22 protein-coding genes are annotated in these 20932 nt (G+C 56.8%); 9 read left to right on the plus strand and 13 right to left on the minus strand.

The features are described from left to right. Window positions 1–10: 10 nt before the first annotated feature. From C1A08_RS03670 to ruvA, 4 genes are all read right to left on the minus strand, one after another. Window positions 11–1399 carry a DUF6359 domain-containing protein gene (locus C1A08_RS03670; RefSeq protein ID WP_101571451.1) on the minus strand — a complete coding sequence of 463 codons (1389 nt, stop codon included), beginning with the start codon at window positions 1397–1399 and terminating at the stop codon, window positions 11–13. Next, window positions 1396–1917, minus strand: coding sequence for an FKBP-type peptidyl-prolyl cis-trans isomerase (locus C1A08_RS03675; protein ID WP_118457731.1), 522 nt, complete (start codon window positions 1915–1917; stop codon window positions 1396–1398). The genes C1A08_RS03670 and C1A08_RS03675 overlap by 4 nt, the downstream gene beginning before the upstream one ends. 152 nt (window positions 1918–2069) lie before the next feature. After that, on the minus strand, window positions 2070–4298 hold the full coding sequence (locus tag C1A08_RS03680) for an inorganic phosphate transporter (protein ID WP_055202205.1): 2229 nt from the start codon (window positions 4296–4298) through the stop codon (window positions 2070–2072). A 225-nt stretch (window positions 4299–4523) separates the two neighbouring features. Then, a complete protein-coding gene (gene ruvA, locus C1A08_RS03685) occupies window positions 4524–5111 on the minus strand; it encodes a Holliday junction branch migration protein RuvA (protein ID WP_101571456.1) in 588 nt (195 codons plus the stop codon). Window positions 5112–5283: 172 nt separating this feature from the next. Here ruvA and C1A08_RS03690 point away from each other — a divergent pair, with 172 nt between their 5' ends. The 6 genes from C1A08_RS03690 (at window position 5284) to C1A08_RS03715 (ending at window position 9361) form a co-directional block, all read left to right on the plus strand. Next, on the plus strand, window positions 5284–5925 hold the full coding sequence (locus C1A08_RS03690) for an OmpH family outer membrane protein (protein WP_055202209.1): 642 nt from the start codon (window positions 5284–5286) through the stop codon (window positions 5923–5925). A gap of 156 nt (window positions 5926–6081) precedes the next feature. Further along, entirely contained in the window at window positions 6082–6492 is a 411-nt protein-coding gene (locus C1A08_RS03695; protein ID WP_055202211.1) for a hypothetical protein, read from the plus strand. Continuing rightward, window positions 6485–7066 (plus strand): dephospho-CoA kinase, encoded by a 582-nt coding sequence (gene coaE / locus C1A08_RS03700; RefSeq protein ID WP_101571457.1) that lies wholly within the window; start codon window positions 6485–6487, stop codon window positions 7064–7066. Before C1A08_RS03695 ends, coaE begins: the two co-directional genes overlap by 8 nt. After that, complete coding sequence (gene folP / locus C1A08_RS03705) at window positions 7063–7911, plus strand: dihydropteroate synthase (RefSeq protein WP_257937039.1); 849 nt, start codon at window positions 7063–7065, stop codon at window positions 7909–7911. The genes coaE and folP overlap by 4 nt, the downstream gene beginning before the upstream one ends. After that, window positions 7908–8561: an ABC transporter ATP-binding protein gene (locus C1A08_RS03710; protein ID WP_055202215.1), complete on the plus strand. Its 654-nt coding sequence runs from the start codon at window positions 7908–7910 to the stop codon at window positions 8559–8561. Before folP ends, C1A08_RS03710 begins: the two co-directional genes overlap by 4 nt. Next, window positions 8561–9361 (plus strand): TIGR02757 family protein, encoded by an 801-nt coding sequence (locus C1A08_RS03715; protein ID WP_055202217.1) that lies wholly within the window; start codon window positions 8561–8563, stop codon window positions 9359–9361. The genes C1A08_RS03710 and C1A08_RS03715 overlap by 1 nt, the downstream gene beginning before the upstream one ends. A gap of 85 nt (window positions 9362–9446) precedes the next feature. On the opposite strand, the gene C1A08_RS03720 is transcribed toward C1A08_RS03715, so the two are convergent. The 7 genes from C1A08_RS03720 to queG form a co-directional block, all read right to left on the minus strand. After that, window positions 9447–11411, minus strand: a complete 1965-nt coding sequence (locus C1A08_RS03720; protein WP_101571459.1) for a hypothetical protein — start codon at window positions 11409–11411, stop codon at window positions 9447–9449. A 55-nt stretch (window positions 11412–11466) separates the two neighbouring features. Further along, window positions 11467–12750, minus strand: coding sequence for an amidohydrolase (locus C1A08_RS03725; RefSeq protein WP_101571647.1), 1284 nt, complete (start codon window positions 12748–12750; stop codon window positions 11467–11469). A 117-nt stretch (window positions 12751–12867) separates the two neighbouring features. Beyond that, window positions 12868–13239 carry a DUF1573 domain-containing protein gene (locus C1A08_RS03730; protein ID WP_101571461.1) on the minus strand — a complete coding sequence of 124 codons (372 nt, stop codon included), beginning with the start codon at window positions 13237–13239 and terminating at the stop codon, window positions 12868–12870. Window positions 13240–13278: 39 nt separating this feature from the next. Next, entirely contained in the window at window positions 13279–14106 is an 828-nt protein-coding gene (locus tag C1A08_RS03735; RefSeq protein ID WP_101571463.1) for a TonB family protein, read from the minus strand. 3 nt (window positions 14107–14109) lie between these two features. Further along, the gene (locus C1A08_RS03740; protein WP_055202226.1) at window positions 14110–14502 is read right to left on the minus strand and encodes an ExbD/TolR family protein; all 393 of its coding nucleotides are present in this window, start codon (window positions 14500–14502) and stop codon (window positions 14110–14112) included. 36 nt (window positions 14503–14538) lie between these two features. Then, on the minus strand, window positions 14539–15243 hold the full coding sequence (locus tag C1A08_RS03745) for a MotA/TolQ/ExbB proton channel family protein (protein WP_055202228.1): 705 nt from the start codon (window positions 15241–15243) through the stop codon (window positions 14539–14541). Between the two features lie 219 nt (window positions 15244–15462). Further along, window positions 15463–16362, minus strand: a complete 900-nt coding sequence (gene queG, locus C1A08_RS03750; protein ID WP_101571465.1) for a tRNA epoxyqueuosine(34) reductase QueG — start codon at window positions 16360–16362, stop codon at window positions 15463–15465. Window positions 16363–16473: 111 nt separating this feature from the next. On the opposite strand from queG, the gene C1A08_RS03755 reads away from it, so the two are divergent. The 3 genes from C1A08_RS03755 to C1A08_RS03765 are packed head-to-tail and all read left to right on the plus strand — an operon-like array spanning window position 16474 to window position 19548. Beyond that, window positions 16474–18090: an AMP-binding protein gene (locus C1A08_RS03755; protein ID WP_101571467.1), complete on the plus strand. Its 1617-nt coding sequence runs from the start codon at window positions 16474–16476 to the stop codon at window positions 18088–18090. A 6-nt stretch (window positions 18091–18096) separates the two neighbouring features. After that, window positions 18097–18792, plus strand: coding sequence for a HesA/MoeB/ThiF family protein (locus C1A08_RS03760; protein WP_055202235.1), 696 nt, complete (start codon window positions 18097–18099; stop codon window positions 18790–18792). A gap of 6 nt (window positions 18793–18798) precedes the next feature. Beyond that, window positions 18799–19548 (plus strand): class I SAM-dependent methyltransferase, encoded by a 750-nt coding sequence (locus tag C1A08_RS03765; RefSeq protein WP_101571469.1) that lies wholly within the window; start codon window positions 18799–18801, stop codon window positions 19546–19548. Window positions 19549–19622: 74 nt separating this feature from the next. Here C1A08_RS03765 and C1A08_RS03770 read toward each other — a convergent pair whose 3' ends face one another. Further along, window positions 19623–20366: a nitroreductase family protein gene (locus C1A08_RS03770; RefSeq protein WP_101571649.1), complete on the minus strand. Its 744-nt coding sequence runs from the start codon at window positions 20364–20366 to the stop codon at window positions 19623–19625. Between the two features lie 232 nt (window positions 20367–20598). Beyond that, entirely contained in the window at window positions 20599–20793 is a 195-nt protein-coding gene (locus C1A08_RS03775) for a hypothetical protein (RefSeq protein ID WP_101571471.1), read from the minus strand. Between the last annotated feature and the right edge of the window lie 139 nt (window positions 20794–20932).

Raw genomic sequence — 20932 nt, forward strand, 5'->3', positions numbered from 1 at the left:
TTATATCGTCCTATTTTTTGACATACTGCGTCACATCGACCAGACCGGTCTGTCCGAGATACTGCCTGATATTTCCGCGAACGACGATTTTTTTTCGGTATATGGCCTCATTGTCCACCAGGTTCAGCTTATCCCGGATCGTTCCTTCGGGCAATTCGACGGCCACGACCCGCGAAGCGTCGTCCGGAGTACGGATATCGGACAGCAGGATATTGGTTTTGACCTTGACCGTATCGGAATAGACGGCTCCCGTCTCGACGCTGGCGCCGTCAACCGCACCGACCACGTAACCCGTGATCCACACGTCATCCTCGTCCTTGGTCAGCGCTTTCACCCCTTTGATGCTGTACGGATGGTAGGCCGTACCGTCCCCATTGGGCGGAATCACCATAATCGTAAACATCAGCGGCGTATAGGGATTGATCCAGGTCTCGTTCTCGGGACTCTGCAACGTGGAACCGTAACCGTAGGCCGACGTAAAGACGGTCTGCGCCGTTTCCCCGAATTTCATCCCGACGATCGCATGGTAGAAACCCTTCACATAGGTCGTATCCGTTCCGCCGGTATTCACGGTGATCGAATCGTAACGGTTCGAAGAGCTGTAAATATTATACTTTCTGGCCGTATCCTCTATATTCGTATCGAAAACGAAACCGTCCATAAAACGTCCCACGTAATACACGCTGACCGTCGTATCCGCTTTTACGGTAGCCGTATCCTTGCCCAAACTCAACGTCCGGCGGTAAATGTTGGCCCTCACCGTATCTTCGATCGTCTTGCCCCACTCGTTATAAGCGAAATCCTGCACCAACTCGTTTTCGGCAATCACCGGATCGGCGACAATTTCGAGCAGTTCCATATCCATAATGATCGGCGTGCTCCCGGGAACGGAAGCGACCTGGCCTTCGTAGCCCGAACCGAACGACGTCCCCGAAGTCCCGTACGCCAATCCGTAAGGAATATAGGCACGGACGACGTCCCCCGCATTCATCTCGCCGAGCGCGTACAACATGCCGCTCGGCACGGAACCGTTATCGCTCTTAAACTGGAAATATTCGGGCACGTAATGCGTATAATATTGAAAAGTGCCCTGCAACTGCGCCGTAGCGCTGTCGCGCGTAACGAATATATTTCCCGTATTGAGGATCCGCCCCGTATAGTTTACCCGTATCCAGTTGCCTTCCTGCGGATGCCTGATCACGTTACCGGGCAAGGAATCCAGCTTTTTAGTATAAATACCCGTCGACTGTTTGACGGCTCCGTCGCCGTAATATTTCATCCATTCCTCGAAGGCGAGCTGTTGCCTGCCCCCCAAATCGTCGGAAGGCTGTTTCGCGCAGGAAGCGACCGACACGGCAACGATAAAAACAGACAGGATCGCCCGAATAACTTTTATCATGGTTTCACTACTTTTTTAATTTTTACCGCCCACACGACCGGCTGATCGGGATTCACGACTCCCATGTTCTCGGTTCCGTAAACCAGGTCGGAAGTCATGAACAGCAACAGCGAATCGTTCTGACGGCTATTCACCAGGCCGTATTCGAGACCTTTGACGAGCGAAGCGCTGCCCAGCTTGATCCGCCGCGTCGAGAAGTCCCAGTACTCCGGATTGAGCACCTCCAGGTCCTTCGCAGGAATCCACTCTTTCACGTTGGTGTAGTAGAGCGCGCCGATCGACGAAGAAAACAAGTAGGCGGCGAAATCGAAACTGACCGAATCGCCGTATTCGACCGGCACCTCCCGGTCATATCCCTCCCGATCCGCATTAGCCACATACCGGTAAACGCCGTTGGGCGTCGTATAGGAAAAATCCATCCTCGAAAGGTAACTCTCGAAAGAAGTACGCTGCTTATCGAGGTAGGTCTCGTCGTCCTTACACCCGCCGAAAGCAGCCGCCAGAACCAATATGTACAAAATTCGTTTCACTGCCGCAACTCTAACCGGTTACAAATCTACGACTAATTTCCTCCAAAAACAACACGCCCCTCCCGCTATTATATCAAACTGCGTCCGGCCCGAAATATTGCCCGTTGGCGGAAATCTTTTGCAAAAAAAACGGACGCCGCCTATTTTTTCATCACGAAATACTTCTGCGCTTTCAACAAGTTCCGGCTCTGGAGCACCATCGTCTTGGTTTCGTTGATGATGGTCAGGTAGAGGATGCTGCTGCGCGTGGTCGAGGCTTTCGCCTTCACGCGCTTGATCTGGCTCTTGATCGCCGCAGCGAGCGTATCGAACAGTTCGTCGCGCATCCGCAGGATTTCGTCCAACTCCTCGAAATGGCTGGTTCGCAGCATTTCGTTGATATGCAGATAAATCCGGCTTACCTGATCGTTGACCCGTTTGAGATCTTCCAACTGATCGACGCGGAATCCCTCGTGGTTGTTATTGATATGGTCGAAACTCGGCCGGGTGATATGCACCAGCGCCTTGGCTACCTCGTCGAGGTAGTCGGCGATCTGCACGTAATAATGCCCCGTTTCGACATAGTTCTCCTGCAACTCGAGCAGCGTCGGCAGCACTTCGTGTTTCCGTTCGTGCGCGACCTGATAGAGCGCCTCCGATTCGCGAACCATGTTTTTGAGCAGCTTACGGTCTTCGTTGAACAAACCGATCAGCGTCTGGTTGTAGATCGTCGTCACCTTGTTCATCATTTCGGTAATCTCCCGCACGCTGCGATCCACGATCGAACTTTCGTCGGTAACGGCCTTATGTTCGGCCTGCTTTTCGGCTTCGCGTTTCAACTTCCGGTTATGCGCCTTCGTACTCCGGATCATCAGATAACAGCACAGCACGCTGAGTCCAGCCACGGCGAACACCCCGCCCCACATCAGCAAAACGGCAACGGCAAAAGAGACCGTGAAGGCCACCAATGCCGTAAAGAACCATCCGGCAATCACGGTCAACACCCCGGTAATCCGGTACACGGCACTCTCCCGCCCCCAGGCCCGGTCGGAAAGCGAACTACCCATCGCCACCATAAAGGTCACGTAAGTAGTCGAAAGCGGCAGTTGCAACGACGTAGCCATCGAGATCAGCAGCGAGGCGACCGTCAGGTTCACCGTCGCCCGGATCAGATCGAAAGGCGCTTTGTCCTTCGCATTGGCGACCGGGACGAAACGGCTCGCGATGAAACGCTGAATCCGCTCGGGCGTATATTTCTCGTAATTCTTATTGCAGTTGATCGTGGCGCGGACGATCGCCCGCGACGCAGAGGTCGAACCGAAACGCTCTACGCCTACATCCTGGCGCGCCAGATTGATCTCGGTGTCGGAAACGCTCTGGGCCTTTTTCGAGAACCACAGCGTAACGACCATGACCGCTCCCGAAAGGAACAGGATCAGCAGGTTGGCGACGACCGGATCGTTCAATCCGCCCATCAGCATATTCGTATCCCCGGTCGTCCGGACGATGTCGTAAGCGTCGACTCCGGCGACAAACACCCCGATGAAGTTCACCAGGTCGTTGCCGGCGAAAGCGAGCGCCAGCGAAAACGTGCCCGCCAGCACGGTGATCCGCAGGATATTCACCTTCAGCATACTGAGAATCGACATAATCAAGCTCCAGCCGACCAGCAGCCCGCCGAGCATCATCGGTATATGCCCTTCCATCCAGCTCATCCAGTCGGCGGGAATGACCTGCGTCCCTTTCAACCCTTTGAAAACGGCGAAATACGAAATAGCCGTCAGAGCGATCCCGCACCAGACGGCTCCGTACGACTTCAGTTTCGACTGGTAACGGAACGAAAAGATCAGCCGCGTGATGTACATCACGACCGTACCGCAAACAAAAGCGATTACCACCGAAATCAGGATTCCGCCGATAATCGCCATTGCATTGCCCGTATTGATCATGTCGGCCATCGTGGCCAGCGAACCGTCGGGCAGCGTCACCAGCGCATCGTTCGCTATTTTGAAGATACTGATCCCTACGGCGGCTCCCAACAGCCCGAACACCAGCGACACGGTAGTAGAAGTAGGCATTCCCAGCGTGTTGAAAATATCCAGCAGGATCACGTTGGTGAACATCACCGCCAGGAACAGCAGCATGACCTCGGCGAATGTAAACATCTCCGGATGGAAAACGCCGCTGCGGGCGACTTCCATCATCCCGTTCGAAGTGATGGCTCCGACGATGATTCCGACCGAAGCCACCGTCATGATCACATAACGGGGTGCGGCCTTGGAACCCAGGGCCGAATTTAGAAAATTCACCGCATCGTTAGCGACTCCCACAACCAGTCCCGAGACTGCCAGAGCAAGCATAATGATGACGATGATCAGGTATAAATCCATATGATAGTATGTTTATTCGATTTTCATGTAACAGCGCCGGGGCTTTCTGCCGAAAACCCTAAAAAACAAACCATTACTGTCAGAAAGCATAGACATATGCCACGAATTTGGCAACAAAAATAGAATAATTTGCCGGATTGCCGTAATTTTCCGTAAAAAAAATCGATCCGGCCGCAAAAACGGAACGATCTTTCCGTCGCCGCGTTCCGCGTCCCGCGGCCGGCGTCACAAACGCTTCAACGCAAGCCGCACCAATTCCTCGACCGAAGCCGCCGGAGATTCCTGCTGAATAGCCCGCAACGCCTTCTCGGTCGCCTGCCGCGTAAATCCGAGCATCGTCAGCGCGGCCACCGCCTCGGAGAAAGTCTCCCCCGCCGCACCCTGCACCGGAACGGAAGTCGCGGCAGCGCTGCCCGCGCCGATCTTATCCCGCAATTCCACGATGATTTTCTGCGCGGTTTTCAGACCGAGTCCCTTGACGGTCTTCAGCACGTCGGCCTGTCCGGTCGCGACGATCGTGCAGACCTCCTCGGCCGTAAACGAAGAGAGGATCATCCGGGCCGTATTGCCCCCGACTCCCGAAACGCCGATCAACGACCGGAAAATATCGCGTTCGGCGCGGCTGAAAAAGCCGTAAAGCACCTGCGCGTCCTCACGCACCGCAAAATGGGCATACAGTTTCACCTCTGTCCGGGAACCGATCTGCGAAAAAGTCTGCAACGAGATATTCAAAAAATACCCGACGCCCGCAGCTTCCACGACGACCGACGCCGGAGTCAGCGTCTCGATCCGACCCGTGATGTATTCATACATAATACGCTACCATATTTACCTGCAAAAATAAGCAAATGAAAAGAAATAATTAATATATTTGCGCAATAATCGACGGAAAAACACGCTCTGTCAAACGGATTCGAACAGGTACGGAAAATCCGCAAGCACGAAACAAAACCGAATTTTATAAAACACATTTTTAAAATCTGACATGAAAAAGATCCTGTTAATTCTCGCTGCGGTCGCCCTGACGACTGTAGGCTGCAACAAAAACCAAGCCCCGGCCGGCGGCGAAACGAAACCTGCCGCAGAAACCACGGAAAGCGACGCTGCAGCAGCGGCATCGAGCGGGACCATCGCTTACTTCAACGTCGATTCGCTGATCAGCAAGTACGACATGTACCTCGACCTGCGCGCCGAATACGAAGCCAAAGCCAAAAAAGCGGATGCGGAACTCACCTCGAAAGGGCGCAGCCTCGAATCCGACCTGAAAGATTACCAGAACAAGATCGACAAAGGGCTGGTCACCCGTTCGGAAGCGATGACCATGCAGGAAAATCTGGAGAAAAAACAGCAGTCGTTCGTTCAGCACCGCGACAAAGTGATGAACGAATTGGCCGAACAGGAACAGGTCATGCTGAACAAAATCCACTACAACATCACCGAATACCTGAAGGAATTCAACAGCGACTACCGTTTCAAAATCATTCTCAGCACGACTTCGGGCGGCCCGGTCATGAACGCCGACCCGTCGCTGGACATCACGCAAATCGTTCTGGAAGGACTGAACAAAAAATACGCCGCGGAAGGCAAAACCAACAAAAACAGCGAAAAACTATCGCTCGACAAATAAACCGTTCCGTCCGGGCGGTAAAAAAGGCTTCGCGATGCGAAGCCTTTTTGTCTTCCTATACCCTAATCTCGCTTCTCTTTCGGTTTTCGGACAAGGACGGATATTTTTTTATTCCCCGAATTTTCCTTTATTTTGCAAAGAAACCGAACGTGGGAAATGCATAAATTCACCTTATACCTGAAAGTCACCGCACGCAGGCTCAGCAACCCGGTATTCTTCATGCTGCTGGGATTATCGCTGATCTTGTGGTACGTGACCAAGCTCAGTCACTCCTATACGGCCGATATCAACATCCCCGTCCGCATCGACAGCGTCTATTATTCGGTGCGGTGTCAGGTGGAAGGATCCGGATACCAGATCTTGCTGCACAAGATCGCTCCGCGTAAAAACGGAGTGTTCATCTCGTCGGACAACATCGCGGTAACGCCGTCGACGACGGCCTCGGGCCTGTACGATATCTCGCCGTTCTGGTTGCAAAACACCATTTCGTCCCAGATCACCGACCTGAAAATCAAATCGGTGGCCGCTCCGGTCGAAATCGAATTTCCAAAACGAAGCGATGATTAAGGTCGGTATAACCGGAGGGATCGGAAGCGGAAAAAGCACGGTTTGCCGCCTCTTTTCGTTGCTGGGGGTTCCGGTGTACGACTCGGACACCGAAGCCAGGCGGCTGATGAACACCGACCCGGCCGTCATCGGAAAAATCCGGGAATTGCTCGGCAGCGCCGCTTACCGGGACGGAGTCCTGGACAGGCGGGCGGTCGCCGCGCAAATTTTCGGCAACTGCCTCCTGCGGGAGCGGCTGAACCGGATCGTCCATCCGGCCGTCGCGGTCGATTTCATGCGATGGGCCGGACGGCAAACGGGTCATTACGTCATCCAGGAAGCCGCCGTGCTGTTCGAAAGCGGCGCCGACCGGCTAATGGACGCCACGGTCGAAGTGACTGCGCCGGAAGCGCTGCGTATCCGGCGTACCTGCCGGCGCGACGGAACGGACGAAGCGTCCGTGCGGGCGCGGATCGCGGCCCAGCTCAGCGAAGAAGAACGCATCGCGCGGGCCGACCACGTGATCGTTTCGGACGACCGCACGCTGGTCATCCCCCAGGTATTGAAATTGCACGAATTATTCGGCCAATTATGAAACTGACCGTAGGAAAAATCGAAATCAGCCTTGAAAAACCCGTCGTCATGGCGATCGTCAACGTGACGCCGGATTCGTTTTTCAGCGGCAGCCGGAGTCAGGAAGCGGATGCGATCGAACGCCGGGTGCGGCAGGCCGTATCGGAAGGCGCCGCCATTCTGGACGTCGGCGGGTATTCGTCGCGTCCGGGAGCGGACGACGTCTCCCCTCGGGAGGAGTTCCGCAGACTCGTCTCGGCGTTGGAGATCATCCGCAAAAAATTTCCCGACACCGCCGTGTCGATCGACACTTTCCGGGCCGGCGTAATGGAAAAAACGCTCGAAAACTTCGGCCCGTGTATCGTCAACGACATCACGGGCGCGGAAGCCGAACCGGAAATCGCCGGCGTAGCCGCCCGTTACCGGGTGCCGTTCATTGCCATGCACATGCGCGGCACGCCGCAGAATATGCAGAGCCGGACGCACTACGACGATCTGATCGGCGAAATACGCGGTTACTTCGCAGCAAAAACCGAAACGCTGCGCAGCGCCGGAGTCGAACAGATCGTGCTCGATCCGGGATTCGGTTTTTCAAAAACCGTCGATCAGAATTTCATGCTGCTCGGCCGGATGGGCGAAACATTCCGCGACACGGGGCTTCCGTTTTTAACCGGCATCTCGCGCAAATCGATGATCTACCGGACGCTCGACACGACGCCGGACGACGCGCTGACCGGCACCTCCGCGCTGCACTGGGAATGCCTGCGCCAGGGAGCCTCGATCCTGCGGGTGCACGACGTTCGCGAAGCCGCGCAGGTCATCGCGCTGTGGAACCGTTTTACCGCTGCAAATACCGCAAAACCATGATAAAAACCAAAGATATACACAAAAGTTTCGGTGCGCTCGAAGTGCTCAAAGGAATCGACCTGTCGATCGACAAAGGGGAAGTCGTTTCGATCGTCGGGCCGAGCGGCGCCGGCAAAACGACGCTGCTGCAAATCCTCGGCACGCTGAGCCGGCCCACTTCCGGCGAGATCGAGATCGACGGCGTGGCCGTGCATACGCTGTCGGACAAGAACATCTCGAAATTCCGCAACACGAAGATCGGCTTCGTATTCCAGTTCCACCACCTGCTGCCCGAGTTTTCCGCGTTCGAGAACGTGTGTATTCCGGGCTACATCGCCGGACGCGAACGGCACGAAGTCGAAAAACGGGCCGCCGAACTGCTCGGGATGCTGGCCATGGAACACCGTCTGACCCATAAACCCGCCGAACTGTCGGGGGGCGAACAGCAACGCGTAGCCATCGCTCGCGCACTGATCAACTCGCCCGCCGTACTGCTGGCCGACGAGCCGTCCGGCAACCTCGACACCAAAAATAAGGAAGAGATCCACAAACTGTTCTTCACGCTGCGCGATACGTTCGGGCAAACGGTCGTCATCGTGACGCACGACGAACAATTGGCCGAAATGTCCGACCGCAAAATCCAGATGATCGACGGACTGATTCGCCCCTGATGGAACACGACGAACTCAAAGAGCTGCTCGACGGCCTGCACGACCGCTACAACGCGCCCGACTTCATTGCGGACGACCCGATCTCCGTTCCTCACCGCTTCGAACGCAGGGAGGACATCGAGATCAGCGGTTTTCTGGCCGCCACGATCGCATGGGGCAACCGCAAATCGATCGTTCGCAATGCCGGCCGGCTGATGCGCCTGATGGACGACGCTCCGTACGATTTCACCGTCCATGCGTCGGAACAGGAACTGAACGCGCTGCTGAACTTCGTTCACCGCACGTTCAACGGAGCGGACTGCATCGCCTTTATTCGCGCCCTGCGCCGACTATGCAGCCGCTACGGAAGTCTCGGCGGCTATTTCGAACAGACATACGCCGCCACGGGCGATCTGCGCACGGTACTGTCGCGGTTCCGCACGACGTTCTGGGAAAACGATCATCCGACGCGCTGCGAAAAGCACCTCTCCAGCATCGACAAGGGCGCGGCCTGCAAACGGTTGAACATGTTTCTCAAATGGATGGTGCGCAGCGACAGTCGCGGCGTTGATTTCGGACTGTGGCGGACGATCCCGCCCTCGGCGCTCTACTTGCCGCTCGACGTCCACACCGGCAATACCGGCCGTGCGCTGGGCCTACTCACCCGACGGCAAAACGACTGGAAAGCGGTCGAAGAGATCACCGGCTCGCTGCGGCGGCTCGATCCGGACGACCCCGTCCGGTACGATTTCGCCCTGTTCGGAGTCGGAGTGAACCGGTCGTCGGACGAGCTGCCGCCGACCGGCGCAAAAATCCGCTGATTCCCCGATGCGCCCCGGGTTCGCAAAATAACAAAGGCTTCTCCTTACGAAGAAGCCTTCGTTCGATCCGGACATGCCGAGGCATCTACCGGGCGTATTTGATCGCCGCCTCGATATTGATGCCGCTCTCCCACGGCCGGCACCGACAGCCGCTCGGCTGTCCGTCGACATAATATTCGACCCATGCGCCCGAATCGTCGCGCAGGGCCATCATCCGGTCGTAAACCTCTGCGGCGAGCGGATCCCCGCAGTCGGCCAGCGCATATAGGAACATGCCGAAATCGTAGCCCAGTATCCGGTCCTGCGACGAGATTCTCCCGGTCTTCCGATAAAGCGCGACCACCTCGTCGAGCAAAGCCCGTTTCTCGGAATCGGAAAGGAGCTGCGCATTGATGTAGATCGGAAAAAGGTAGGCGGACGGAATACTGAAACGCTCTACGGGCGGCAGTTCGACCCGGCTGTTGTCTTTGCGCATGCAATCCTCGCAGAAATAAAGACACCCTTTGAAATGGTAGGTCTCGGTAAAGTAATCGAAATGATCGGGGTGCAGGCAAACGCCGGGACGCGTAGCCGGATAGCTGACCTTCGCCTCGCGCTGCGGATTGTTGATGAACAGCTTGCCGTCCCGGTAAAAATTATCGCGGTAACGATCGCTGCATTGCCGTACGTCGCGTTCGAGCGCGGCGATCCGGTCTTCGTTCCACAGCGACCGCGTACGGACGAAATCCAGCAACCGCGAACTCCCTTCGATAAACAGCAGCGTCGCCTCGGCCGAACCGTGGTACATCACCTTGCGCGGCACGACGCCGCCGGCAATGTAAGTCTCGTCGCCGTTGAACGGCAGCATACCGTCGATCAGGTTGCGTTGCTGCGCCTGGGTCGCCCACTCGAGCATCGGAAGAATTCGTTCGAGGAACGCCGCATCGTTCGTTTTCCGGAAATAATCGAACGCCTGCACGACCAAATAACCGGTAATCTCGGTCTCGTCGTTTTCGTGACGGTGGAAAATTCCGGGATAACCGATCGCCTGCGCATTCTGGATATATCCGTAAGCCTTCCATATGTTATGGTAGAACTCCAGGATGCCGCGGGCCTCTTCGCTGTGTCCCAGCGCCAACAGCGCCCGCGAAACCCCGTACTGATCGCGCACGTAGCCCATATGGTAAACGATCCCGGCCAGTACGCCGCCTTCGCGTCCTTGCTGGCTCTTGATCAGCACGCCGATGTCGTCCACGGCCCGGAAAAATTCGTCGCGGCGGTCGTCCGGCAGGTTCGACGCTTTGAACCGGTGCTGCTTCGCCGCATATTTCTTCCAGCTTTTCGCACTCGCCTTCTGCAACGATTCGGGCGATGCGGAAGCGATCGCCGCGCTGTTTTCGGCAAGCCGGCGTTCGTTCGGTCCGGCAACTACGTACAAGGCTCCGTCGCCCGGAGTCACGTTCAGCACCCAACTTTTATCGCCGCCCGCTCCCGGGACGAGCGTCGCCGAACCGGTCGTAAACACCTCGTACAGATAACCCGAAGGGGCTTTATAACTGCTGTAAAAAGGAACGCCGGGAGCGATGCCGATCCGGTAACGCCGGTTCGCATTCTTTAATTCCGCGGCCGACATATCCTCCCTGACCGTTATCAGCTCCTCATACGGAGCATACCGATCTTCCATCCTGACGGTGATCCGGTAACTGAACGGACGCTGCGCATGAATACGGCGGACGAAACCATCGCTGCCGACGGTTACGAAATCGGTCTGACGGGCTACTTCCGCCCCACCGTCGGTAATCAGGCTGTGCCAAACGGCCGTCCGAGGCTCGCGTTGCAGATCGACCCGGTAATCTCCCTGCAGATTCATCGTGAAAAATCCGGGAGAAGAGTAAGGCGGACCGAACAGTTGCAGGATATCGGCGCCCTGTCCATAGACGCACAGACCGCCGTTTCCAATCGCATGGATGCCCGGCACCTGCGAATTATCCTGCCGAACGACCGCGCCCGAAGCGCCGTCAAAAACGGCAACCGCGCCTAAAAACAGGCATGCAAAACGTAGTAACTTCATCTTTTTATTTAAGTTTTGGTTAGGTTCCGACACAAACCGGCCGCAATCCGCCGGTCTACTCCCCGCGCCGTTGCAAAACGCCCAGGCGGCGTTCGACCTCACGGCGGATCGCTCCGAAATCTCCGTTCGCCAGTGCACCCTGCCGCACCACGATGCGTCCGTCGACCATCACCGTCTCCACGTCGGACGGCTTCGCGCAGTAAACCAGGTTCGCGACCAGGTCGTGACACGGAGTCAGGTGCGGTTTATCGAGGTTCAGCACGATCAGGTCGGCGCGGGCCCCTTCGGCTAACACGCCGATCTCGCCCTTCATGCCGATCGCATCGGCCGCCCGCGTCGTCGCCATCCGCAACACTTCGTACGCCGGCAATACGCACGGATCTCCGGTAGCTACTTTCTGCAAAAACGACCCCGTACGCATCTCGTCCCACATATCCAGGTCGTTGTTCGAACTCGGCCCATCGGTGCCGATGCCGACGTTGGCGCCCCGTTCGAGCAACCGGGCGACCGGAGCGATCCCGCTCGCGAGCTTCATGTTGCTCTGCGGATTATACACGACGGAAACGCCCTGCCGGGACAAGATCTCCATATCCGTTTCGGTCAGGTGGACGCAATGCACCGCCAACGCGCGGTAATCGAAAACACCGAGATCGCGTAGATGCTCCACCGGCGTTTTACCGTATCGTTCGCGAATCGTTTCCACTTCCGACAAAGTCTCGGCGACATGGATATTGACGCCTACCCCGTTGCGTTCGCACAGTTTCAGCGATTCGCGGATTTGTTCGGGCGTACAGGTGTACGGGGCATGCGGAGCGACCCAAACCCGGATGCGATCGCCGGCGGCGCCGTTATACCGTTCAATCATCCGCTGCGTCCGTTCGACGTAACCGTCGAACGCCGTCCCGACGAAAGCCGGACTGACGACCGCCCGGATTCCGCTGCGGATCGCCGCCTCGGCGACCCGGTCGGCATACCAGTACATATCGACGAAAGCGGTCGTACCGCCGAGCAGCATTTCGGCGATTCCCAGCTCGGCCCCGCTGTAAATATCGTCGCCGTCCAGTTTCGCCTCGAACGGCCAGATCTTTTCGGTCAGCCACGGCATCAGCGGCAGGTCGTCGGCATAGCCGCGCATCAGGGTCATCGACACGTGGTTGTGCAGGTTAATCAGACCCGGCATCACGAGCCGTCCGGCGCCGTCCACCACCTGCAATCCTTCTCCTCGCTCCCGCTCGTAACGTTCGATCCGCTGCGGGGAGTCGCTCACCAACGCGATCCGGTCGCCGCTGATGGCAACCGCGCCCCGGTAATATTTCGGTCTGCCGGGCTGTTCCGTCATCGGAAGCACCAGGCAATTTTTTATCAATAGTTCCACAATCGTCCGACACTAAATAACCTACCCGTCCGTCAAAGGGCGGGCCAAAACAAAAATAATCAAATATCCGGTAATTTCCTCCTACGGAACGACGTTTCCGCGGATCGTAACGATATACTGCTTTTCGGGCGTATTCGTCAGAATTTTGACGGCTTTCAGAAAAGAGCCGTCTTGCTTGGCGGGATCGTAAACCACCGTCACCGTACCTTTCCGTCCCGGAGCCACCGGTTTCCGCGAAAAGCGGACTTTCGTGCAATTGCAGGCCGTTTCGGCTTTTATAATCACCAGCGGAGCGTCCCCGGTATTTTCGAAACGGAAATCCCGGCTCACGGCTCCGCCCTTTTCACCGACCTCGCCCAGATCGTACGTTTTGGTCTCGAAGGCGACGGCAGGCTGGGCGCAAAGCTCCCCGCCTCCGAAAACGACACATATCAAAATCAACAGATACCTCATACGCTGTTACGGCTATACTCCGTTCTGCGGAGAACGACGTCACTGCATCCGGAAATTGTAGGTAATGGTTCCCGACTGCGAAACCGGAGCGTTCTCGTCCACGTTGAACTGCGCGCGGCGGGCCGCCTGCAGCGCGGAATTGACCAGCGAACTGTTCTGCGTCGTGGAACCTTTCGAACGATAGGTCGCCGCAGTGACTTTCCCCTGCTGATCCACCATGATTTCGATCACAACGCGTCCCTGGTCTTTAGCGCTGTAATCGGGTTTCGGAAGCATTCCGACCAGCGATCGCCCGGACAGGCTCGCCGAATTGCCGCCGGTGCCCGTCCCGGTTCCTTCGTGGCTTCCTTCCGGCGTTCCGGCCGGGTTCCCCTGATTGCCGGCCCCGGTTCCGGTTCCTTCGCTCGCAGCTTTGCTGCCCTCGGTGCGGCCCGGAAACAGCGCTTTACGATTCACCTCACGCGGCTTCTCGACCGGTTTCTGTTCGGGCTTGGGCTTGGCCTCGACCTTCTTATCCTCTTTTTTCGGCGTTTTCTTTTCGTCTTTCTTCTTCTCCCTAACTACGACGTCGGTCTCCTCGAAGTCCTGCGTCAACTGCTCGTCCTCGGCAGCCTGCTGCGGCGGAGCCTGTTGCTGCGGTTGCTGCGGAGCCTCGGCAGCCTGGTCGTTCATCGCGAGGTCGGCTCCAGGAGCAGCCTCCTCGACATTCCCGAAATTAATCATCAGCCCCTCGCCGTTGTCGGGAGGCGGAAGCAGTTGAAATTTCAACAGCAACAACAACAGCAACACCGACACTGCGTAAATCAGCGTCGCTATTCCGCCTACGAGGCGCTGCTGCGTACGGTCTTCCGGCTGAAAGTCAATCATCGGTTATTCCGGTCTCGTTGCCAAAATCAGTTTGAACTTATTCTTCATGGCGATGTTCATCACTTTCACCACCTCTTCGATCGGAACGCTTTTGTCGCAGTGCAGCGACACGGTAGGATCTTCCGTTCCGGTCAGTTTCGCGACCAGCGTCTCTTCGAGCCGATCGAAGGAAACGGGCGTCGTCTCGATGAAATAGCCCAGATCTGAGTTGATCGAAACCGTCGTGTACGGTTTCTCCTTCAACTGATTGGAACTTTTCGGCAACGTCAGCTTCACGGCGTTCGGATTGATCAGCGTGGTCGAGAGCATCATGAAAAGCAGCAGCAGGAAGATCAGGTCCGTCATCGACGAAGCGCTGAACCCTACATCTACTTTCGATCCTCTTTTAATGGCCATAATCGTGCGATTTTAATTCTTGTAACAAGTGTTGTCTTACTGTTCGATCGGCTGGTTCAGGATATCCATGAACGCAATCGAGTTGGCCTCCATCTGGAATACCAGCTTCTCGATACGGGCCACCAGGTAGTTATACCCGAAATAGGCCGGCACGCCGACCGTCAGACCGCCGACCGTCGTCACCATCGCCACGTACATACCGCTGGCCAACACCGTCATATCGACCGTTCCTCCCGCCTGCGACATGTTCATAAAAGCCTGCACCATGCCGACCACCGTACCGAGAAACCCGATCATCGGCGCGCCGCCGGCGATCGTCGCCAGAATCGGCAGACCGTTTTCGAGCTTCGACACTTCCAGGTTGCCTACGTTCTCGATCGAACTGTTCACGTCGCTCAGCGGACGGCCGATCCGCTCGATCCCCTTTTCGACCATCCGGGCGATCGGAGTGTTGGTGGAACGGCAAAGTTGGATCGCCGCGGAGATTTTCCCGTCGAAAATCTGCTCGCGGATCCGGTTCATGAAATTCACGTCCACGGCGGAAGCCTTGCGGATCGCCCAGAACCGTTCGAAGAAAATAAACACGGCCACGCCCCCTAAAATCAACAAAGGCCACATCAGGAAACCGCCGGCCAGGAAAAGCTCTCCGAAACTCATCGTTTGGGCAGCCTGCTCGGTCGCCGCAGCGGCAGCGGCCGTGGCGGCAGCCACCGGTTCAGTTGCTTGCAACAAGATCATCATATCTACAAATTGTTATTTTAAATTTTGAAAATACGCTTCCGTTTTCAATTCACAAAAATACGTTTTATTATGAATCCTACAAACATTCGCCGGCCCCGAGTTTTCGTTTTTTTTCACCCCGGATACAATCGGTTATCAGGCAAAACGTTAACCTCAGGGGCAAGCCGGATTTTGTTCCGAAGCACGCGAAAAATCGCACGTCTCGGCATCCGTCCGGCTTCACTTCAGCCTGCGTATCCGCTCTTGTAGGCGGCGCAAACCGCACCGGGCAAGCGGTGTTTCGCCGAAAATCCGCCGGAAACCGGCCTCGTCCAATCCCAACCAGTCGTCGACGTCCAACCGTTCCAGTTCCGCAAGCGGTGCGAAAGAGTCGTTCACGGAGACCGGGGCTTTGCGGTTGTAAGGACAGGCCCTTTGGCATACGTCGCACCCGAACAGCCAGCCGTGCAGATCGCCTTCGTCCCCGTCGCCGGCTTCGATCGTCCGGCGAGAAATGCAGCGCCCCGCGTCGATCGTCCGGTCGGGACGGATCGCCGCGACCGGACAGGCGTCCACGCAGGCGCGGCAGGTTCCGCACCCGTCGCGCACGAACGGCGCGTCCGGCTCCAATTCGGCCGTCGTAACCACCTCGCCCAGCAACAGGAACGAGCCGAGCCGGGGATTCGCCAGCAACGAATTGCGTCCGATCCAGCCCAGGCCGGCCTCGACCGCCCACGACTTTTCGGCCAGCGGAGCGGTATCGGTAAAAACCCGTCCGGACGCCCCGGGCACGAGTTCCCGCAGGTAGGCCGACAATTCGTTCAACCGTTCGCGGATCGTCAGATGGTAATCCCTCGAATGCGCATAAGAAGCGATGCGGGAAGCCACCTCGTGCGCCGACGGCGGGCGGTGGTAGCCGACCCCGCAAACGATCACCGAACGGGCGCCTCCGCAGAGCGCCCCCGGATCGAACCGTTTGCCGGTATTCCGGCGCAAATACTCCAAGCCGCCGTCGCATCCGTCGGCGAGCCAATTCTTAAACCGATCGTACTGCCGCTCCAGCGAACGGCAGCGGGCAATCCCGCACAGATCGAATCCGAGCGACAAAGCCTTCCTGCGGATTTTTTCGGAGTTTGTCATTTTTGCCGTTTACGGTTCGGGTTATTTGCGCAAAAGTACGATTTATAAAACAAAAATCTTTACATTTGCATTTTACATAGGGAGTGTTTATCGCTTTTAACAAACGTATCAATTATGTTCAACACGCTTCTGGAATTATATCAGCACAGCATCCACGCTTACAGTTCCAATAAGTGTTTTTCGATGTACGGCGGGGAGGCGCTCACGTACCGCGATTTTGCAGACCGGGTAGACTCCCTGATCGAAACGTTCGTCGCATCCGGTCTCAGCCACGGGGACAAGATCGCCCTGCTGAGCAACAACATGCCCAACTGGGGAGCGGCTTATTTCGCCGCCGCGATTTCGGGCATGGTCATCGTCCCGATCTTGCCGGACTTTTCCGGAGCGGAGATCGACCGCATCATCCTGCACTCCGAGGCGAAAGCCTTGGTCGCTTCCGACAAACTCTATACGAAAGTATCCAAGGAAGTTATCGCACAGCTACAGGTCGTAATTCGCTCGATGAACCTCGGGGTCATATCTTCCCATTCGGACGCTCCGCGCGGAACGATCAGGGATCCGAAAGAGGAAGACCTCGCCGCCATCATCTATACTTCCGGAACGACTTCCCGGCCCAAAGGGGTCATGCTGTCGCACAAAAACCTTTGCAGCGAACTGGCGATGGTCAGCATCCTGCAACCGGTTTACCAAAACGACGTCTTCCTGTCGATCCTGCCGCTGTCGCATACTTACGAATGCTCGCTGGGCATGTTGCTGCCGTTCATGTGGGGAGCCTCGGTGATCTATCTCGACAAAGCGCCCACCGCCGCCGTACTGCTGCCGATCCTCAAAGAGGTACGGCCGACTATCATGCTGAGCGTACCGCTGATTATCGAGAAAATATACAAAAACAAAATCCTGCGCCAACTGTCGGCCAACCGCCTGATGCGGTGGCTGTATCGGAAAGAGTGGGGCCGCAAATGGCTGCACCGCATAGCGGGCAAAAAACTGATGAAACTATTCGGCGGCCGCATCCGCTTTTTCGGGATCGGCGGGGCAAAACTCGACGGAACCGTCGAGCGCTTCCTGTTCGAAGGGAAATTTCCGTACGCGATCGGCTACGGGCTGACCGAAACGGCTCCGGTACTGGCCGGCGTCAACCCGTCGATGGTACGCCACCAGTCGACCGGTCCGATGCTCGAAGGCGTCCAGGCGCGGCTGGACAACGTGAATCCGCAGTCGGGCGAAGGCGAAATCGTCGTCAAAGGGCCGAACGTGATGATCGGCTACTACAAAGACCCCGAAGCGACCGCCGACTCGTTCACCTCGGACGGCTGGTTCCGCACGAAAGACCTCGGCCTATTCGACCAGGACGGATACCTCTACATCAAGGGACGGCTGTCGAACATGATTCTCGGCCCGAGCGGCGAAAACATCTATCCCGAAGAGATCGAAAACGTCCTCAACAGTCATGCGCTCGTCAACGACTCGCTGGTCAGGGAGGACAACATGGGCAAGCTGGTGGCGATCGTCTACTTCAACCGCGAAGAACTCGAACGCAAATACAAGACGATGAAGGAAGAACTGGGCATCCGGATGGAAAACATCAAGCACGAGCTACTCGCTTACGTCAACTCGAAAGTAAACCGCTTCTCGAAAATATCGACCGTCATCGAACAGAAAGACGAATTCGAAAAAACGCCGACCCACAAGATCAAACGGTTCCTCTATAACAAAAAACAAAAATAAACCCGCATGACCGAACGAGAAACGGAACGCTATCAACGCAACCTGCTGGTCGAAGGGTTTTCGGCAACCGGGCAGCAACGGCTCTCGGAAAGTCGCGTAACGGTGGTCGGAGCCGGAGGACTCGGCTCGGCGACGCTGAACTACCTGGCGGCGGCGGGAGTCGGCCGCCTGCGGATCGTCGAAAACGACACCGTATCGCTGAGCAACCTGCAACGCCAGATTCTCTACACGACCGCCGACCTGGACGCTCCGAAAGCGGAAGTCGCCGCGGCACGGCTGTCGCGGCTGAATCCGGCCTGCCGGATCGAAATCCGCACCGACCGGCTCGACGGCGGCAATGCGGACGAAATCCTGTCGGATTGCGACGTCGTCGTGGACTGCACCGACAACTACGCCACCCGTTATGCGATCGACGATTTCTGTTCGGCCCGGCGGATACCGATGGTATACGGTACTGCCGAGCAGATCGGCGGACAGGTTTCGGTCTTCAACACGGCGGGGGCCGGATCGTACCGTTCTCTTTATCCGGAACAGCCGGTACAACAGCCGATCGTCGGAGTACTTTCGCCGATCGTCGGAGTCATCGGCTCGCTGCAAGCGCTCGAAACGATCAAGCTGCTCGCGGGTATCGGCGACGGACTGGCCGGACGGCTGCTGACGATCGACGGACGCACGATGCGCATCTTCACATTCGAAATCTGACGCTCTATGTTCGATATAGCCAGGCAACGCGGCACGGTCCGCGAACAACTCCGCATCGCAGACCTGATGTCGCTGACCCCGAAAGGGAAACGGGTGCTCGAGATCGGCGCGCGGGACTGTTACCTATCGCGGAAACTCACCGCCCTGTACCCGGAAGTGGTAGCGCTCGACCTTACGAAACCCGAAATCGACGCGCCCGGCATCACGGCCGTACAGGGCGACGTTACCGGACTCCGTTTCGCGGACAATGCGTTCGATACCGTTTTCTGCACCGAAGTGCTGGAACACGTCCCGCCCGAGAAATTGCAGCAGGCCTGCAACGAGATCGTCCGCGTCGCATCGCGCTACGCGGTAATCGGCGTTCCCTACCGGCAGGATCTGCGCGCCAACCGCACCCGTTGCCTACGGTGCGGCGCGGTCAATCCGACGACCGGCCACCTGAACCGTTTCGACCGGCAGCGGCTGACCGCCCTGTTCCCCGGCATGACGCCCCGCGAGATCCGGCTCACAGGACGCGGACAGGCCGTCACCAACCCGCTGTCGGTGGCGATCTACCGCCTGTGCAGATATCCCTACGGCAGCTACGAACAGGAGGAAGGATGCATCCGCTGCGGCGAAAAACTCGTCCGACCGAAGATCGACCGAATACAATGGGCGCTCTGTTTCGTCGCACGCGCATTGAACCAGATTCAGTACAAACTGTACGGCCGCAACAGGCCGATATGGATTCACATCCTGTTCGAAAAAACAGCCTGAACCGACGAAATTAAAACCGGGACGCTCGCGATGAGCGTCCCGGTTCGGTTTATACACTTCGCGACGATGCGAAATTATTTCAGACCGATCTGTTTTTCGAGGTATTCCCGGATCGAATGCTCCATCGAATGGCGGTGATAATCGGCGATGTGACAGGCCCAGTCGTTGTCGGTACGGTCGCCCGCACGGCAACAGTTGAATTCGGCGACCTCCTTGTCATAACGATCGAGCAGCGGCAGCATCCGGTCATCGGCGCAATACCGGTTCTCGTGAACGACCAGCGGCAACGGCAGCTTCGGTTTCAGATCGGGCTTCTCGCGCGGATAGCCGACGGCGAGTCCGCAGACGATCGAAACGCCCCGCGGCAACGCCAGCATCTGCGAAACCTTTTCGGGATCGGCCGTGCGGATATACCCGACGCAGCAGCAGCCCAGTCCGAGCGATTCGGCGGCCGTCACGGCGCTCATCATCGCCAGCGAAGCGTCGATCACGCCGACCGTATAACCGTCGATCGTAGCGTCGAACGCCGGCGTATCGACGCCCTTCTGTTTGGCCGCGAGCCGCAGTTTATGAAAATCCATGCAGAAGACCATGAAAACGGCCGACGTCTTGATCTGTTTCTGTTCGGTAATCTCGTACAATTGCTCTTTCAGGGCCTGGTCGGTAACGGCGATTACCGAAAACTGCTGACCGTTGTAACTGGTCGGCGCGTTGCGGATCGCTTCATAAATAAAATCCAGCTTTTCCGGTTCGATCGGCTGGCGTTCGTAACGCCGGATCGACCGGCGCTCCAGCAGACTTTCCTTAACACTTTTCATATCTTTCGAAATTTGATTTTTCTTGCGTTCCGGATCGTTACCCAGCAAACAGGATACCGATTCCAGCCTACATGACCTTCGCAAGATACGTTATTTTCGGGAAACGAGGATCGCCGAAGCGCGAAAATTCTCTATTTCCCGTCCCGCATCCGCGCGTTCATAGACTCCTCAATCGGTAGAGATCGCATATCGAAATCCGAACATTTCAAACCGGGGAGCAAATACGCGTCCTTCAAACGCCACAGCCCGAAAAAGAATCCGCGATCCGATCCGCCCCTACGATTTCGGCCGCGAGATCGATCCGCTCGATTTCCAGCGTTAGCGAGTTCAGGTGGGCAAACTCCTGCTTTTCGACCGTTCGGACTTTGGGCTTCTGCAATTCCCGAGATTCCAGGACAGCGATTCCGAACAAAAGGTAGATCGGCATTTTTTTATGGCGAAAGTATTTTAACTAACAGAAATCTCGGTAGAATCGTAAAAAAAGCCGCTCCCCGAATGGGGAGGGCTTTCAAAAACCAATTTCCGGAAAGGCCCGGCCTCTTACCGGACAGTCGTATCTGTCAGGC

Source organism: Alistipes sp. cv1 (assembly GCF_900240235.1).
GTDB lineage: Bacteria > Bacteroidota > Bacteroidia > Bacteroidales > Rikenellaceae > Alistipes_A > Alistipes_A hominis.

Bases quoted from the DNA above. Each gene is read 5' to 3' on its own strand.
- C1A08_RS03670 (WP_101571451.1), bottom strand. From the start codon at position 1,399: ATGATAAAAGTTATTCGGGCGATCCTGTCTGTTTTTATCGTTGCCGTG.
- C1A08_RS03680 (WP_055202205.1), bottom strand. From the start codon at position 4,298: ATGGATTTATACCTGATCATCGTCATCATTATGCTTGCTCTGGCAGTC.
- ruvA (WP_101571456.1), bottom strand. From the start codon at position 5,111: ATGTATGAATACATCACGGGTCGGATCGAGACGCTGACTCCGGCGTCG.
- C1A08_RS03690 (WP_055202209.1), top strand. From the start codon at position 5,284: ATGAAAAAGATCCTGTTAATTCTCGCTGCGGTCGCCCTGACGACTGTA.
- C1A08_RS03695 (WP_055202211.1), top strand. From the start codon at position 6,082: ATGCATAAATTCACCTTATACCTGAAAGTCACCGCACGCAGGCTCAGC.
- coaE (WP_101571457.1), top strand. From the start codon at position 6,485: ATGATTAAGGTCGGTATAACCGGAGGGATCGGAAGCGGAAAAAGCACG.
- folP (WP_257937039.1), top strand. From the start codon at position 7,063: ATGAAACTGACCGTAGGAAAAATCGAAATCAGCCTTGAAAAACCCGTC.
- C1A08_RS03710 (WP_055202215.1), top strand. From the start codon at position 7,908: ATGATAAAAACCAAAGATATACACAAAAGTTTCGGTGCGCTCGAAGTG.
- C1A08_RS03715 (WP_055202217.1), top strand. From the start codon at position 8,561: ATGGAACACGACGAACTCAAAGAGCTGCTCGACGGCCTGCACGACCGC.
- C1A08_RS03720 (WP_101571459.1), bottom strand. From the start codon at position 11,411: ATGAAGTTACTACGTTTTGCATGCCTGTTTTTAGGCGCGGTTGCCGTT.
- C1A08_RS03725 (WP_101571647.1), bottom strand. From the start codon at position 12,750: ATGACGGAACAGCCCGGCAGACCGAAATATTACCGGGGCGCGGTTGCC.
- C1A08_RS03730 (WP_101571461.1), bottom strand. From the start codon at position 13,239: ATGAGGTATCTGTTGATTTTGATATGTGTCGTTTTCGGAGGCGGGGAG.
- C1A08_RS03735 (WP_101571463.1), bottom strand. From the start codon at position 14,106: ATGATTGACTTTCAGCCGGAAGACCGTACGCAGCAGCGCCTCGTAGGC.
- C1A08_RS03740 (WP_055202226.1), bottom strand. From the start codon at position 14,502: ATGGCCATTAAAAGAGGATCGAAAGTAGATGTAGGGTTCAGCGCTTCG.
- C1A08_RS03745 (WP_055202228.1), bottom strand. From the start codon at position 15,243: ATGATGATCTTGTTGCAAGCAACTGAACCGGTGGCTGCCGCCACGGCC.
- queG (WP_101571465.1), bottom strand. From the start codon at position 16,362: ATGACAAACTCCGAAAAAATCCGCAGGAAGGCTTTGTCGCTCGGATTC.
- C1A08_RS03760 (WP_055202235.1), top strand. From the start codon at position 18,097: ATGACCGAACGAGAAACGGAACGCTATCAACGCAACCTGCTGGTCGAA.
- C1A08_RS03765 (WP_101571469.1), top strand. From the start codon at position 18,799: ATGTTCGATATAGCCAGGCAACGCGGCACGGTCCGCGAACAACTCCGC.
- C1A08_RS03770 (WP_101571649.1), bottom strand. From the start codon at position 20,366: ATGAAAAGTGTTAAGGAAAGTCTGCTGGAGCGCCGGTCGATCCGGCGT.
- C1A08_RS03775 (WP_101571471.1), bottom strand. From the start codon at position 20,793: ATGCCGATCTACCTTTTGTTCGGAATCGCTGTCCTGGAATCTCGGGAA.